At 51.7% G+C, this 15582-nt stretch carries 12 protein-coding genes and 1 other RNA gene; 7 read left to right on the top strand and 6 right to left on the bottom strand.

Annotated features, from left to right (window positions below):
* Window positions 1–25: 25 nt before the first annotated feature.
* The 6 genes from tdcA to garP all read right to left on the bottom strand — a co-directional run bounded on the left by tdcA (window position 26) and on the right by garP (window position 6697).
* Entirely contained in the window at window positions 26–964 is a 939-nt protein-coding gene (tdcA, locus tag HVX64_RS03080) for a transcriptional regulator TdcA (protein WP_044255844.1), read from the bottom strand.
* Window positions 965–1991: 1027 nt separating this feature from the next.
* Window positions 1992–2368: RNase P RNA component class A (gene rnpB / locus HVX64_RS03075), an RNA gene on the bottom strand.
* Window positions 2369–2400: 32 nt separating this feature from the next.
* Window positions 2401–3546, bottom strand: coding sequence for a glycerate 2-kinase (gene garK, locus HVX64_RS03070; protein WP_044255847.1), 1146 nt, complete (start codon window positions 3544–3546; stop codon window positions 2401–2403).
* Window positions 3547–3643: 97 nt separating this feature from the next.
* Window positions 3644–4534: a 2-hydroxy-3-oxopropionate reductase gene (gene garR, locus HVX64_RS03065; RefSeq protein WP_042325204.1), complete on the bottom strand. Its 891-nt coding sequence runs from the start codon at window positions 4532–4534 to the stop codon at window positions 3644–3646.
* A gap of 29 nt (window positions 4535–4563) precedes the next feature.
* The gene (gene garL / locus HVX64_RS03060) at window positions 4564–5334 is read right to left on the bottom strand and encodes a 2-dehydro-3-deoxyglucarate aldolase (RefSeq protein WP_042998245.1); all 771 of its coding nucleotides are present in this window, start codon (window positions 5332–5334) and stop codon (window positions 4564–4566) included.
* A gap of 28 nt (window positions 5335–5362) precedes the next feature.
* Complete coding sequence (garP, locus tag HVX64_RS03055; RefSeq protein WP_044255850.1) at window positions 5363–6697, bottom strand: galactarate/glucarate/glycerate transporter GarP; 1335 nt, start codon at window positions 6695–6697, stop codon at window positions 5363–5365.
* A gap of 382 nt (window positions 6698–7079) precedes the next feature.
* On the opposite strand from garP, the gene garD reads away from it, so the two are divergent.
* From garD to HVX64_RS03020, 7 genes are all read left to right on the top strand, one after another.
* Complete coding sequence (gene garD, locus HVX64_RS03050; RefSeq protein ID WP_044255853.1) at window positions 7080–8651, top strand: galactarate dehydratase; 1572 nt, start codon at window positions 7080–7082, stop codon at window positions 8649–8651.
* Between the two features lie 356 nt (window positions 8652–9007).
* On the top strand, window positions 9008–10267 hold the full coding sequence (locus tag HVX64_RS03045; RefSeq protein ID WP_044255857.1) for a sugar ABC transporter substrate-binding protein: 1260 nt from the start codon (window positions 9008–9010) through the stop codon (window positions 10265–10267).
* An 80-nt stretch (window positions 10268–10347) separates the two neighbouring features.
* The gene (locus HVX64_RS03040) at window positions 10348–11292 is read left to right on the top strand and encodes a sugar ABC transporter permease (protein ID WP_181825230.1); all 945 of its coding nucleotides are present in this window, start codon (window positions 10348–10350) and stop codon (window positions 11290–11292) included.
* A 10-nt stretch (window positions 11293–11302) separates the two neighbouring features.
* A complete protein-coding gene (locus HVX64_RS03035; protein WP_080343276.1) occupies window positions 11303–12127 on the top strand; it encodes a carbohydrate ABC transporter permease in 825 nt (274 codons plus the stop codon).
* An 11-nt stretch (window positions 12128–12138) separates the two neighbouring features.
* Window positions 12139–13251: a sn-glycerol-3-phosphate ABC transporter ATP-binding protein UgpC gene (gene ugpC, locus HVX64_RS03030; protein WP_181825229.1), complete on the top strand. Its 1113-nt coding sequence runs from the start codon at window positions 12139–12141 to the stop codon at window positions 13249–13251.
* A gap of 104 nt (window positions 13252–13355) precedes the next feature.
* Window positions 13356–14612 carry a Gfo/Idh/MocA family oxidoreductase gene (locus HVX64_RS03025; RefSeq protein ID WP_044255867.1) on the top strand — a complete coding sequence of 419 codons (1257 nt, stop codon included), beginning with the start codon at window positions 13356–13358 and terminating at the stop codon, window positions 14610–14612.
* Between the two features lie 18 nt (window positions 14613–14630).
* A complete protein-coding gene (locus HVX64_RS03020; RefSeq protein ID WP_042998252.1) occupies window positions 14631–15551 on the top strand; it encodes an ROK family protein in 921 nt (306 codons plus the stop codon).
* Window positions 15552–15582: the final 31 nt, after the last annotated feature.

The raw sequence follows: 15582 nt of genomic DNA, 5'->3' as shown, positions 1-15582 counted from the left end.
TGAGGATTAAATTAAATTTAATCGGTTAGTTAATTTCAATTAATTGCTTTCGTCTGCAACCTTTATAAGATGAATACTCTTTGGCTAATTCAACCAAAACCGATGCGGCTTTTTTAATACGATAGTTTTTTGACCATATTGCGGCATAGCGAGCAATGGGTAACGATTCTTCCACAGGGAGAGTAATAAACTGGTTCGAACCAAAGGGTGCGGCCATATCGCACGGAATCACTGTCAGAAAATTAGCATTGAGAACAAGATTGTAAATGGTCACAACGGAGTCGGTTTTAACGATGTTTTCGATGCTAATGCCATTTCTTTGCAGGGTGGTGAGGAGTTCGCTGTAGTAGCCCATATTCGTTTGTGGCAACACCCACTGTTCGTTCTGCAACGATTCCAGTGTGGTGGTGCCGGTGCATGTTCGGGACTTATTCGCCACCAGCACGAACTCCGACTCAAAAAGCGGTTCGACGTGCAGATCCTGCAATTTCATTTCATCGCTGAGCGTACCAATCGCAAAGTCCAGTCGCCCGTCGCGGATCGCCGGCAGGAATGAGGAGAGTTGCGCCTCATACATGGAGACCTGTGATTTTGGGTAGACCTCTTTGAACTTCTGGATCATATCGGACATAAAGGTAAAGCCAATCAGCGAAGGAAACCCGAATGAGATATCAACCACCGTGTTGTCGGTCATGCTGTTCATCTCATTCACCATGTTCTTCATCTCACGGGTGATGGATTCGGACCATGAGAGTAAAACCTGCCCTGCCTGAGTTAAGGTGACGCCGGTATTTTTGCGAACCACCAACTCAACGCCAAAATAAGCTTCAATATCGTTAATAATTTTACTAACAGCTGGCTGAGTTAACCCTAACTCTTTTGCCGCAGAACCGATAGAACCGCTTCTGATTACTTCCTGAAAGACCACCAACTGCTGTGTTTTTGGGAGAGCAAACGTATTCATATCGACCTGCGTTAATAACCTTGTTGACGGCGTGAAGTGTAACAAATTACATGAAGCAGGATATGTGCGACCACTCACAAATTGCCTTCACCTATATTTCAAGTGGTTATTTGTAAATAAATAAACCTTTTGTATTCAATTAGTTATATAAACATCATGTCACTTTAGTCTGATTTTTGTCAAAAAAATAGGGGGGGATAACAATATTTTATGGCGATAACACGCGTTATTTTCCCCTCATATCTAAAAATGAGGAATGACGATATTTCAAGCAATTATCGTGCAGTTAATGGTCAATTTGTTCATTAAATTTAATGCGCAATCCCTCAAATTTAATTATGTTTAAAACATAAATTGGATTAAATAATGTTATACATCACATTTTTTAGCCCTGTTTGTTTATAAATAAACATTGAATTTATCAATAATTAAATATATACACACAAACAATTATCATTCACAACAATATATTAACACTGAGTTTCTCTGTTTTTGTAGCGCGTAATTTTGTGAAGTCGATCGATTGCTTTTTGTTTCTATCGAGATATTCATAGAAAGTAGCGTTTTGTGTTGTATGTCACATAACAAGAAATTTCTTAATAGCCGCAGGTTCCAGAACGCTGCCGGATGGCGATGCGACGTATCTTATCCGCCCTACAGGTTCCCGTTCCCCTTCACCGTTCACAGGCCTGATAAGCGAAGCGTCATGACCGGTAAGCCGCTTTCTTCCAGGTATAGCGTCGTGGACAGTCATTCATCTACATCATCTGCAAAGCAAAAACCCGCCGAAGCGGGTTTCTACATGAAAGTGGTGAAGCTGACCGGTAAGCCGCTTTCTTTCAGGTGTAGCGTCGTGGACAGTCATTCATCTACATTATCTACAAAGCAAAACCCCGCCTGGTGGCGGGGTTCTTAAAGTGGTGAAGCTGACCGATAAGCCGCTTTCTTTCAGGTGTAGCGTCGTGGACAGTCATTCATCTACATTATCTACAAAGCAAAACCCCGCCTGGTGGCGGGGTTCTTAAAGTGGTGAAGCTGACCGATAAGCCGGGTTCTGTCGTGGACAGTCATTCATCTAGGCCAGCAATCGCTCACTGGCTCAAGCAGCCTACCCGGGTTCAGTACGGGCCGTACCTTATGAACCCCTATTTGGCCTTGCTCCGGGTGGAGTTTACCGTGCCACGGACTGTTACCAGCCGCGCGGTGCGCTCTTACCGCACCCTTTCACCCTTACCTGATCCCACTTGCGTGGGCCATCGGCGGTTTGCTCTCTGTTGCACTGGTCGTGGGTTTCCCCCCCAGGCGTTACCTGGCACCCTGCCCTATGGAGCCCGGACTTTCCTCCCCTCCGCCTGTCTCCCCCGAAAGGGACGACGACGAAGCGGCGACTGTCTGGTCAGCTTCGGCGCGCAGTATAGAGGGTTTGCACGCCCTTGTCACCCTGCACTGCGCATTCCCACCGCCAGCGTCGCCGCAATGTTTCGCGACGCCCGGTAAATGTTGTCAAATGCGCCGCGAAAGGCCTCTTCCAGCGTGCCAATACTGGTCAATACGCTGAATACAGCATCGATACCATATTGATGCACCACGCCGACATCCCGCGTCAGGCTGCCCGCAATGCCAATCACCGGCTTGTGGTATTTCTTCGCCACGTTAGCCACGCCCACCGGCACTTTGCCGTGAATGCTCTGGCTGTCGATGCGCCCTTCACCGGTAACAACCAGCGTACAGTCGTGAATATGCTCTTCCAGATTAAGCGCCTGGGTGACGATCTCAATCCCGCTTTTCAACTCCGCGCCGAGGAATGCCATCAGCGCTGCCCCCATGCCGCCCGCCGCACCTGCGCCTGGGACGTTTTTCACATCCACACCCAGTGATTTTTTAATAATATCCGCGTAGTGAGCCAGATTGCGGTCCAGTTCGAGGATCAGCGGTTCCGTCGCCCCTTTTTGCGGGCCAAAGATCCGAGAAGCTCCCTGTTCGCCCACCAGCGGATTGGTCACATCACAAGCAACGCGAATAACACAATGTTTAATGCGCGGATCCAGACCAGACACATCAATGGTATTGAGAGTGTTCAGACTACCGCCGCCGTAGCCAATTTCAGTTCCGTTGGCATCACACAGCTTCGCGCCCAGCGCCTGAACCATCCCGGCACCGCCGTCATTGGTCGCGCTCCCGCCAATGCCGATAATAATATTGCTCGCCCCACTGTCCAGCGCCTGCAAAATAAGCTCCCCGGTGCCGCGCGAAGTGGTAATCAGGGGGTTACGTTTTTCGGGGGGGACCAGCGCCAGTCCGCTGGCGGCCGCCATTTCAATAAACGCGGTCTTTCCATCGCCTGACATGCCCCAGTTGGCATTCACTTTTTCACCCAGCGGTCCGGTCACCAGAGCGGAATGTGCAGAACCGTGTGTGGCGGCAATCATGGCTTCAACCGTCCCCTCACCCCCATCGGCGACCGGAACGGAAACATACTGCGCATCGGGGAAAATTTCCCGAAATCCTTTTTCTATCGCCTGCGCTACCTCAGTAGCAGAAAGGCTTTCTTTATAAGAGTCTGGGGCAATTACGATTTTCATGATGATCGCCTGTTACTGCACAACGCCGGATGGCGCTTTACTTATCCGGCCTACAATCCAGGCCCGGATCGCGATACGCCATCCGGGCGCAAGGTCATTAGCGAGTGACTTCCACTTTCGCCAGTTTTTCGTAATAGCATGCCAGAGCACTGTGGTCGGCGGTTCCCAGGCCATCAGCACGCAGCGCCTGCATCATCTCCATAACAGCCGCGGTCAGCGGAAGCTGAGCACCAACACCGTGAGACGTATCCAGCGCGTTTGCCAGATCTTTAATGTGCAGATCGATACGGAAACCCGGCTTGAAGTTACGATCCATCACCATCGGCGCTTTCGCATCCAGGACGGTGCTGCCTGCCAGACCACCACGGATCGCCTGATAAACCAGATCCGGGTTTACGCCGGCTTTGGTTGCCAGGGTCAGCGCTTCAGACATCGCGGCAATGTTCAGCGCCACAATCACCTGGTTCGCCAGTTTGGTGACGTTCCCCGCCCCGATATCACCGGTATGAACAACAGACCCCGCCATCGCTTTCAGCAGATCGTAGTATTTATCGAAAATCGCTTTGTCGCCGCCAACCATCACCGACAACGTGCCGTCGATCGCCTTCGGCTCACCGCCGCTCACCGGCGCGTCCAGCATATCGATGCCCTTAGCTTTCAGCGCGTCGCTGATCTCACGGCTCGCCAGCGGCGCGATGGAGCTCATATCGATCAGCACCGTCCCCGGTTTCGCCCCTTCGATAATGCCGCCTTCGCCCAGCGCAACCTCTTTCACATGCGGAGAGTTTGGCAGCATGGTGATGATCACATCACACTGCTCAGCAATCGCTTTGGCGTTAGACGCGGTTTCTGCACCTGCCGCGATAACGTCAGCGATCGCTTCAGGATTACGGTCAGAAACCACCAGCGAGTAACCTGCTTTCAGGAGGTTTTTACTCATTGGTTTACCCATGATACCCAGGCCAATAAAACCAACTTTCATCGTCATATCAATTATCTCTCTTGTTTCGGTGGTGGTTATTTCTTAAAGGAATCAGCCAGTTTCTGCGTGGCGGAACGGAACACGCCCAGGTCGCTGCCGACAGCAACAAACGTGGCCCCCCATTCCAGATAGCGACGGGCGTCGGCATCAACCGGTGCCAGAATGCCGCTCGGTTTGCCGTGCGCTTTCGCCCGGGCAAAGATGTGCTGAATGGCTTTCTGCACCTCAGGATGAGAGGCATTGCCGAGGTGGCCTAACGCCGCAGCCAGATCGCTTGGACCAACGAAAATACCGTCGACACCTTCGGTGGCGGCGATAGCATCGACGTTATCCACGCCCTGCTGGCTCTCAATCTGCACAATGATGGTGATGTTTTTGTTGGACTGCGCGAAGTAATCCGGGACGGTGCCAAACATGTTGGCGCGATGCGATACGGACACGCCACGGATCCCTTCAGGCGGATAGCGCGTCGACGCAACGGCGTTTACTGCCTCTTCTTCTGTTTCAACAAACGGAATCAGAAAGTTGTAAAAACCGATATCCAGCAGACGTTTAATAATCACCGGCTCATTGGTCGGTACACGCACCACTGGCGCGCTGGAACTGCCTTTCAACGCCATCAGTTGTGGAATAAAGGTGGAGACATCATTTGGCGCATGCTCGCCATCCAACACCAGCCAGTCGAAGCCCGCCAGTCCTAAGACTTCTGTACTGATGGGGCTTGCCAGCGCTGACCAGCAACCAATCTGAATCTGATGCGCAGCCAGCGCTGCTTTGAACTTGTTCGGGAAGATGTCGTTATTCATCACTTTTACCTTGTCACTTAACCGTTAATTATTTCTGCAGTTCCATACGTTTAATGTCACCGACAATAAACAGGTAGCACACCATTGCCATCAGCGCGGAACAGCCAACGAATACCAGCGCGGCGTTGAAGGAATGCAGTTCACTTACCAGGTAACCGATAACCAGTGGCGTTACGATAGATGCCACGTTGCCAAAGACGTTAAATACCCCGCCACACAGGCCCACAATCTCTTTCGGCGCGGTGTCCGAAATCACCGGCCAGCCCAGTGCGCCAAATCCTTTACCAAAGAAGGCCAGCGCCATCAGCGTCACCACCAGCGCGGTGTTGTCGGTGTAGTTGCACAAAATGATGGTGGAAGCCAGCAGCATTCCCAGCACAATTGGCAGCTTACGCGCAACGGTGATAGAAAAACCGCGCTTAATCAGATAGTCCGAGAACACGCCGCCCAGTACGCCGCCAGCGAAACCACATAGCGCCGGAATCGAAGCCACCAGACCCACTTTCAGGATCGACATTCCTTTTTCCTGAACCAGATAAATCGGGAACCAGGTCAGGAAGAACCAGGTGATCGTGTTGATGAAATACTGTCCAAAGAACACGCCAAGCATCATGCGGTTGGTCAATAACTGCTTGATGTAATGCAGTTTTGGACCACTTGCCATGGAGCTGCCCGGTTTTTTGTGGTCCATATCCACGACCGCACCGTTTTCAGAGATGAACTTCAACTCTTCTGCGGACATCCGCGGGTGATCGGTGGGGTTATGAATCAGTTTGACCCACAGCGCCGTCAGGACAAATCCAATCACGCCCATCACAGTGAAGACGTGCTCCCAGCCCCAGGCAAAGGTCAACCAGCCCAGCAGCGGCGAGAACAGTGCCAGTGAAAAATACTGAGCAGAGTTAAAGATTGCCGACGCGGTTCCACGCTCTTTGGTCGGGAACCAGGCCGCAACAATACGGGCGTTTGCCGGGAACGAAGGCGCTTCCGAGAAACCCAACATAAAGCGCATAAAGAACATGGAAACCCCGGCCCAGGCCAGCGGGAACATATCCACGAAGCCTTGCAGGAAAGTGAACAGCGACCAGAAAAACAGGCTCCAGGTGTACACTTTTTTCGAACCAAACTTATCGAGCAGCCAGCCGCCGGGGATTTGCATCAGCAGGTATGCCCAGCCAAAGGCAGAGAAGATGTAGCCCATTGACACAGCACTCAGCTGCAACTCTTTGGCGACTTCGGTACCGGCAATGGATAGCGTCGCCCGGTCCGCGTAGTTAACCGCTGTAACAATAAAAATTATCAGCAGAATTAAATAGCGGGTATGCGTACCTTTCTTTTTTTCTACAACGGTATCCAGGATCATTTTATTTACCTCAGGCACTTAAGCAGACACATTTATTATTATTTATTGATGACAGACGCTATCGCTTATTAATAAATACAGATACTCATTTCGTGATTCAGTATAATCAGGCAGAGAGCATTACGCATTGTGCAGATGCTCATTAACGATGCTAATTACAAATAATATCTTGAGCAAATGCACATAACGCTGGGCGCTGATGCACATATTTACGCTTTACCGCCCCTGATAGCCGGGCTTTCACCATAACGAGTGATCTGGATCACATTCTTATTTTTGAACTCCTGACATCCTTATTTCACGACAGGTCTTCCTTATTTTAATAATCAGATTCGCAGAATCTTTCTATATTATTATCACCCCGGTTGGAGAATACTGGACAATGGCCAACATCGACATCAGACAAGAATCGCCGAGCGCATTTTATATAAAGGTCCACGAAACAGATAATGTGGCGATCATTGTTAATGACAATGGTTTGAAAGCCGGGACGCGATTCCCGGATGGACTGGAGCTGATTGAACATATTCCACAGGGACATAAAGTCGCGCTGGTGGATATTCCGGTTCATGGTGAAATCATACGTTACGGTGAAGTGATCGGCTACGCCGTGCGCGACATTCCGCGCGGAAGCTGGATTGATGAATCCATGGTTGAGCTACCGACAGCGCCGCCGTTGAACACGCTGCCACTGGCGACCAAAGTTCCGGAACCGCTGCCGCCGCTGGAAGGCTATACCTTTGAAGGCTACCGCAACGCCGATGGCAGCGTAGGCACCAAGAATCTGCTCGGCATCACCACCAGCGTGCACTGTGTGGCGGGTGTGGTGGATTATGTCGTCAAAATCATTGAGCGCGATCTGCTGCCTAAATACCCGAACGTCGATGGTGTGGTCGGACTTAACCACCTGTACGGTTGCGGCGTGGCAATTAACGCGCCGGCAGCTGTGGTGCCGATCCGCACCATCCATAACATCTCGCTGAACCCAAACTTTGGCGGCGAAGTGATGGTCATTGGCCTGGGCTGTGAAAAACTGCAGCCGGAACGTTTACTGGAAGGTACTGACGATGTGCAAAGTATTCCGGTCGACAGCGCCAGCATCGTCAGCCTTCAGGACGAAAAGCATGTGGGCTTCCGTTCCATGGTCGATGATATCCTGCAGGTCGCTGAGCGCCATCTGGCTAAACTGAATCTGCGCCAGCGCGAAACCTGCCCGGCCTCTGAGCTGGTCGTCGGCATGCAGTGCGGCGGCAGCGATGCGTTTTCCGGCGTGACGGCAAACCCGGCAGTGGGCTACGCCTCTGACCTGCTGGTACGCTGCGGCGCTACGGTAATGTTTTCCGAAGTCACCGAAGTGCGTGATGCGATCCATCTGTTGACGCCGCGCACCATCAACGAAGCGGTGGGCAAACGTCTGCTGGAAGAGATGGCCTGGTACGACAACTATCTCGATATGGGGAAAACCGATCGCAGCGCTAACCCCTCTCCGGGTAACAAAAAAGGGGGGCTGGCGAATGTGGTGGAAAAAGCGCTGGGCTCCATTGCGAAATCCGGTAAAAGCGCGATTGTCGAAGTGCTCTCCCCAGGCCAGCGCCCGACCAAACGCGGTCTGATTTATGCCGCAACGCCCGCCAGCGATTTTGTCTGCGGCACGCAGCAGGTCGCGTCCGGGATCACCGTCCAGGTGTTCACCACGGGTCGCGGTACCCCCTATGGCCTGATGGCCGTGCCGGTGATTAAGATGGCGACCCGTACCGAACTGGCAAAGCGTTGGTACGATTTGATGGATATCAATGCAGGCACCATCGCCACGGGTGAAGAGACCATTGAGGAAGTTGGTCAGAAGCTGTTCGAATTTATTCTTGATGTCGCCAGTGGCCGTAAGAAAACCTTCTCCGATCAATGGGGATTGCACAATCAACTGGCCGTCTTTAACCCGGCACCAGTGACCTGATATTTTCGAAACGAAAGCAACCGAGAAAACGGGGAATAATCCCCGTTTTTCTTTCCTGTCCGTGAAAGATAAGGTGATAATGCTCGCAGTTTTGAAGGTTAATTTTTCACCCGCCCTTTTTCGCTTTTCGTCGGTAGAAAAATCCTAACCCGTTGAAAGAAAGAACAATGCCTGAGGCCTCCCTTTTCGCTCTCTTTTCGTTTTGATAAAAGAGAAACCTACCGAAAAGCCGGGGTGTTTTAATGCGATAATTCGCTCATTTTTCCCCCTTTGACTTTCCCCTTTGTTAAACACAAGATTCAATGGCTTCTGTAATTTACCTCACCGACATTCTGACCCGAATAAAGAGGGAAGTTATGTATACCTTGAATAAAAATAATGTCGCCCTGGCATGCCTTTTTTCCTGTTTACTGGCCGCACCGGTTGCCGCCAGTGCTGAAGGCCAGACGACAGAAAAACCCGTTAAATTACGCTACACGCTATGGGATCGAAATCAACTTCCCGGCGAACAGCAACTGGTTAATGAATTTGAAAAAAATAACCCCGGTGTAAAAGTTGAAATTGAACTAACGCCCTATGACCAATATTTCATAAAACTCAGCTCAGCGGTCGGGGGAAATGTGGCGCCGGATGTATTCTGGATGAATATGCCGAATTTTCAGCAGTACGTTAAAAACGGCATGCTGGAACCACTGACTCCTTATTTAAAAGACACATCATCACCACATCTTGATGATTTCGTGAAAAGCTCTGTCGATGCTTATCAGTACCAGTCTCAACAATACGCTATTCCACGGGATATCGACGCGATTGCCGTGTGGTATAACAAAAAAATGTTTGATCAGGCTGGCGCAACCTATCCCGATAAAAACTGGACGTGGGACGATTTAAAACAGAAATCAGAACAGTTACGTAAAAAGCTGGATCAGCATTCTTATCCGTTGGCGATGGATCTCGGCAGCGGTCAGGACAGCTACTTTAACCTGCTGCTGCAGGCCGGCACTCAGATTGTCCTGCCTGAGGGTAAAACGGACGTTGCCAGCGACAACGCGATTGCCATGTATCGCGACGTTCAGGGAATGCTGAAGGCAGGATTGCTCCAGCCGCCAGGCGAAATGAAAGCCGCCGATGTCTTCCAGTCCAATCGGGTGGCGATGATCTACGCGGGCTCGTGGTGGGCGCTGCCGTTCTCGCAAAACGAACTGATTAACGATCATGTCGGCGTCGTTCCGATGCCCAAAATGGCAGAACAGGCTGGCGTCTCTCATAGCCTGGCATTCGCCATGTCTGCCAAAAGCCAGCATAAAGAGGCCGCCTGGAAATTCATTGAATTCATGAGCTCAGAACATGCGCAGCAAACGCTGGCAGCGGGCAAAGTGGTGATTCCGGCCAATCAGAAAGTCGCCAAAGCATGGGCGGAAGGCTTTAAGGATGTTGATGTTTCCGCCTATATCGATTCACTGGCGTTTTCTCATAAATATCCCACCGCCGGTTCAAATACCGCGAAATGGAATAGCATTCTCAACGACGGGCTGAAAAAAGTCTGGATGGGAAATGATCCGCAACAGGTTATGCCGGGTGTCGCCAAACGCGTTGAGCGTGAAATGCAGAAATAATCGTGAGGGAGCCTTGCTCCCTCTCACTTCTCCTGCGTTAACCCATTTATTGTTTGTAAAGTGAGCATCCCGGAGTCTGTATGAGCTATTCAGATGAAGCGGCATCCCCGCCGTTATCGGCCAGGGAACCCAATAAAAATTCCCTGACCCGACTGGAAAAAGAAGAACGTTTCTGGGGGTGGATAATGATTCTGCCGCTGTTGGCAGGATTAGTTATTTTTTACTTTACGCCGTTCTTCCAGAACGTATTTTACAGTTTTACCGATCTGGGCGAGTTTCAGATCTGGACGACAATCAGTCTGGATAATTACATTAATTTATTCAGCGATGATGAATTCCGTTCGGCGATAGTGAATACGCTGGCCTATGTTTTTATTTGTGTGCCGGTGATCACGGTCCTGTCTTTACTGCTGGCGATTGGTTTAAACCAGGCGATTCGCGGTCAGTGGCTGTTCCGTACGCTGTTATTTCTTCCGGCCGTTACGATGCCTGCCGCCATTGCGATGGTCTGGCAGTGGTTGATGAACCGTAATTTCGGTTTACTCAATCAGATCCTGGCTTATTTCGATATTCCCGCCATTGGTTGGTTATCCGATCCGGATATTGTCCGTCTGAGCGCCTCACTGGTTATTATCTGGTCGGCTATCGCTCTGAAGATGATCATTCTGCTCGCCGGCTTGCAGGGGATCCCGAAGCAGATTTATGAAGCCATGTCTCTGGATGACATCAGTAAACTGCGCGGCTTCTGGTCAATTACCCTACCGCTAATGATCCCGACGCTGTTCTTCGTTCTGGTGATCTCGTTTATCGAAACGCTGCAAATATTCGATGTGGTGTATCTGCTGTTTGGCAGTTCTTCCATGGTGGACGATCAGACCATGACCATCGCTTATCTCTTTTATAAATACGCCTTTATCTACCATGAAAAAGGGTACGCCTCCGCGATTGCCGTGGTGATTTTCGTTATCACGATGGTACTGACCCTGCTGCAGATATGGATAGGCAAACGGCTTAAAGCACAGTAAGGCAACCACTATGTTCATGACAAAACGTGAAAAATGGCTGATTTATGGCCTGATGATCCTGGCGACGCTGGTCACGGTGGTTCCCTTTCTCTGGATGATCATCACCTCGTTTAAAACCCAGGCGGAAAGTATTGCCTTTCCGCCGATCCTGCTGCCCGCCAATCCGGGGTTTCAGGCGTACGATAAAATCTTGCATGAGATGCCGTTTGGTAGCTTTTATTTTAACTCGATCGTTTCCACGCTGGTTATCGTCATCTTACAGACGCTGATTGCCGCGATGGCGGCGTATGGTTTCTCCCGCCTGCGTTTTAAAGGGCGCGATCTCCTCTTTATGCTCTGCATTTCGATTCTGATGGTTCCCGGACAGATCTTTTTGATCCCGCAGTTTTTAACGATCGAGAAAATAGGTCTGCTGAACTCCATTCCAGGCCTGGTGCTGCCGGGATTATTCAGTATTTATAGCGCCTTTTTATTGCGCCAGTTTTTTCTTTCCGTACCGAAAGAGCTGGAAGAAGCGGCCATTATGGATGGTTATAACCATTTAACGATCTTTTTCAAAATCATGCTGCCGCTGATTAAACCGGGACTTATCGCCTGCGTCATTATTAACGGGTTGTGGAGCTGGAATAACTTAATGTGGCCGCTCATCGTCAATACCTCAATGGACAAAATGACGCTGCCGGTGGGTCTGGCCTCGCTCTCCGGTCGCGCCGGGGTGGAGTATCCCATGCTCATGGCGGGAGCGTTGCTCGCGATTATCCCCATGTTGTTACTTTATATCTTCTTCCAGCGCTATTTCATTCGTGGCATCGCCGGTGCCGGAATTAAAGGATAAGGGGCATTATTATGTCAGGCATTCAATTACAGTCAGTAGGCAAAATATATCCGAATGGCTTTCAGGCGATTCATGGCGTTGACCTTGAAATTCACGATGGCGAATTTATGGTTTTTGTCGGGCCATCCGGCTGCGTCAAATCAACGTTACTGCGCATGATCGCCGGTCTGGAAGATATTACTCATGGTCATATTTCCATTGGCGAACGGTGCGTTAACGACTTGCTGCCAAAAGAACGTGGCGTGGCGATGGTTTTTCAAAACTACGCCCTCTATCCCCACATGACGATCTACAAAAATATGGCCTTCAGCCTGCAGGGCAAAATGAACAAGCAGGAGATAGATGTTCGTGTGCGGGAAGCCGCGCGCAAACTGGAAATCGAAACGCTACTCGACAAAAAACCGGGTCAACTTTCAGGGGGTCAGTGCCAGCGCGTTGCCGTCGGCAGAGCCATTGTGCGTAAGCCTGAGGTGTTTTTGTTTGATGAGCCGTTGTCCAATCTCGACGCCAAACTGCGCGTGTCAATGCGCGTGCGCCTGACGGAACTTCACCGCCAACTGCGTCACGAAGGCGTGAACGCGACAATGGTGTATGTCACACACGATCAGATTGAAGCGATGACCATGGGTGACCGCATTTGCGTACTCAACGGTGGACGGATCATGCAGGTCGACACGCCGGGCAATATCTACCATCAGCCAAAGAATAAATTCGTGGCGGGTTTCATTGGTAACCCGGCAATGAATATCCATCTTCTGGGGCTCGACCCGCACACGCACGGACTGCGTCTGAATGACGCGCTGACCTTGCCCTTAACCGCACGACTGATCTCCCAACTGACGGATTATCCGCACGACAGCGTCTGGTTTGGCATTCGTCCGGAGGCGATTCAGTTGGCGCAGCACAACGATCCTGCGGCTTTCGACGCCCGGATCACCAACGTGGAAAGAATGGGCAATGAAGATCTGCTGCATTTCGATATCGGTGCACAGCAAATGATCCTGCGAGTCAATTCGTCACCGGACTGGAGTCCGCTGCCCGGCGAATCGATCAGGGTGAAATTCAATCTTGAAGCCGCCTTTTTATTCGATAAGCAGAATGAAGAAAATTTAGCCAGTGCCTGAAGTCGCGAACGTCATCATCAGGTGCAAGCAATCCAGTTTGTTTTTTTAATGCCCCGCCGCGCAGAACAACGCGAACGCAGGCAAGGGCAAAATGAGAGGCTTATATGTGTGCAAAGAAAGTGACCGTGTTAGTGGTGGGCGCAGGCGCGCGCGGCGAAATCTATTCTCGCTACGCGCTTGAACATCCGGACCGCATGCAGGTGGTCGGCGTGGCGGAACCCAGAGAGGCGTATCGCCAACAGTTTGTCGCTCAGCATCAAATTGAGCAGGAAAACATCTTTCGCGACTGGAAAGAGGCGGCGGCCCGCCCACGAATGGCAGATGTCGTACTGATTTGTACTCAGGATACGATGCACAAAGAGCCTGCCGTCGCGTTTGCCGACCTCGGCTATCATATTTTGCTGGAAAAACCGATCGCTCCCACGCCGGAAGAGTGCCGCACCATCATCGCTGCGGTGAAGCGCAACAACGTCTTATTGGGTGTCGCCCACGTTCTGCGCTACACCCGCTATACGCAAAAACTCAAGTCCCTGCTCGACAGCGGGGTGATTGGCGATATCGTCAGCATGCAGCATCTTGAGCCGGTGGGTTACTGGCACCAGGCGCACTCTTTCGTTCGCGGCAACTGGCGTAACGAAGCGGAATCGTCGTTTATGCTGTTACAGAAATCCTGCCACGATATGGACTGGATCCGCTACATCATGGGCGATCGCTGTCAGGCTGTGACCTCATTTGGCAACCTGAGTCATTTCGTAAAGGAGAACCAGCCGGAGGGTGCCGCCGACCGCTGCCTGGATTGCCAGGTTGAGGCGAGCTGCCCCTGGTCAGCCTGCAAAATTTATCTCGGCGAGGATCACAAATGCACGCCACATTTCCGTCGCGTGCTGACGGCGGATCCCACCGAGGAAAATGTCCGTCAGGCGCTGCGCGAAGGTCCGTATGGCCGCTGCGTTTATCGCTGTGATAACGACGTAGTGGATCATCAGGTGGTCAACTTGCGTTTCGCGCATCAGCAAACCGTGACGTTCACCATGACCGCCTTTACCCGTATGGAAGATCGAAAGACGCGTCTTTTCGGTACGAAAGGCTATCTCGAGGGCGATGGCGAGCAGATCCGGGTGTTTGATTTTCTGACGGACAGCGAGACGCTCTACACGATCGACGAGATCGCCGCAGGCACGCAGACCCAGATGGGAGGCCACGGCGGCGGGGATTACTATCTGATGGATCGCTTTATTCACGCCGTGATGGCGGGCGATCAAAGTATGATTCTCTCCGGCCCGGATGAATCGCTGGAAAGTCACTTAATGGTCTTTGCCGCAGAGCGCGCTCGCAAGGAAAACTGTCTGGTTACACTGTGAAATTCGAGGAGATGTGGCATGTTTTACGGTGTTGATATTGGCGGCACAAAAACTGAAATTGTCGCCTTTGATAAGGAAATGCAGGTTTGCTGGCGCAAGCGCGTAGCCACGCCGGTTCAGGATTACGAACTCTTTCTCTCGACCTTTACCTCGCTCATCGATACCGCCGACTGGGCTACGGGAATGCAGGGCAAAATCGGCATTGGCATGCCTGGATTGATGGACAGACATACCGGAAAGCTGCTGTCGTCGAACGTCCCCTGTCTGACCGGACGGCAGGTGATGGACGATCTGGCGCACCGACTCAACCGCTCGGTGGCCCTGGACAATGACTGCTGCTGCTTCGCGCTGTCGGAGGCGCATACCCAGCAGGCCCGTCAGTTCTCGCGAATCTTTGGCGCCATTATTGGCACCGGCATGGGCGGAGGACTGGTGATCGACGGGCAGCTCTATCGTGGGCGCAACCGGATGGCCAGCGAGTTTGGGCATTTACCGCTGCCCGCCACCTTTATGCGCCGTTATAACCTGCCGGAGATCACGTGCGGCTGCGGCTTACAGGGCTGTCTGGAGCGCTACCAGTCCGGCCCCGGTTTACTCTGGCTGCATAAGCACTTTAGCGGGGAACAGCTCAAAATGGAGACGCTGCTGGAAAATTACCGTCATGGCAACGCCAGCGCCGTCGCCACGGTTGAGGCGTGGATTGATATGCTGGGCTGTACGCTGGCGCAGTTGCAGCTCATTCTGGATGTCGACGCCTTTGTTCTGGGCGGCGGCGTCTCTAACATTGAGGAAATTTACACCTTACTGCCCGGCGCCATGTCGCGCTATCTCTTCCCGGGGCTCGCCCCCGCGAATGTCTTCCCGGCCGTGCATGGCGCATCCAGCGGCGTACGCGGTGCCGCCCTGCTGCTGGTCGAACAGGATGCACTGATGCACTAAGCGATCGCCGGCAAAACACGCTTTTGCCGGC

This window comes from Citrobacter sp. RHB20-C16 (genome assembly GCF_013890155.1).
GTDB lineage: Bacteria > Pseudomonadota > Gammaproteobacteria > Enterobacterales > Enterobacteriaceae > Citrobacter_A > Citrobacter_A amalonaticus.
This window is presented reverse-complemented; position numbering and strand designations above follow the sequence as displayed.

What these genes read in the sequence shown, in the direction of transcription:
- HVX64_RS03035 (WP_080343276.1), top strand. Translation starts at nt 11,303, where the DNA reads ATGTTCATGACAAAACGTGAAAAATGGCTGATTTATGGCCTGATGATC.
- garD (WP_044255853.1), top strand. Translation starts at nt 7,080, where the DNA reads ATGGCCAACATCGACATCAGACAAGAATCGCCGAGCGCATTTTATATA.
- HVX64_RS03040 (WP_181825230.1), top strand. Translation starts at nt 10,348, where the DNA reads ATGAGCTATTCAGATGAAGCGGCATCCCCGCCGTTATCGGCCAGGGAA.
- HVX64_RS03020 (WP_042998252.1), top strand. Translation starts at nt 14,631, where the DNA reads ATGTTTTACGGTGTTGATATTGGCGGCACAAAAACTGAAATTGTCGCC.
- ugpC (WP_181825229.1), top strand. Translation starts at nt 12,139, where the DNA reads ATGTCAGGCATTCAATTACAGTCAGTAGGCAAAATATATCCGAATGGC.
- HVX64_RS03045 (WP_044255857.1), top strand. Translation starts at nt 9,008, where the DNA reads ATGTATACCTTGAATAAAAATAATGTCGCCCTGGCATGCCTTTTTTCC.
- tdcA (WP_044255844.1), bottom strand. Translation starts at nt 964, where the DNA reads ATGAATACGTTTGCTCTCCCAAAAACACAGCAGTTGGTGGTCTTTCAG.
- HVX64_RS03025 (WP_044255867.1), top strand. Translation starts at nt 13,356, where the DNA reads ATGTGTGCAAAGAAAGTGACCGTGTTAGTGGTGGGCGCAGGCGCGCGC.
- garP (WP_044255850.1), bottom strand. Translation starts at nt 6,697, where the DNA reads ATGATCCTGGATACCGTTGTAGAAAAAAAGAAAGGTACGCATACCCGC.
- garL (WP_042998245.1), bottom strand. Translation starts at nt 5,334, where the DNA reads ATGAATAACGACATCTTCCCGAACAAGTTCAAAGCAGCGCTGGCTGCG.
- garK (WP_044255847.1), bottom strand. Translation starts at nt 3,546, where the DNA reads ATGAAAATCGTAATTGCCCCAGACTCTTATAAAGAAAGCCTTTCTGCT.
- garR (WP_042325204.1), bottom strand. Translation starts at nt 4,534, where the DNA reads ATGACGATGAAAGTTGGTTTTATTGGCCTGGGTATCATGGGTAAACCA.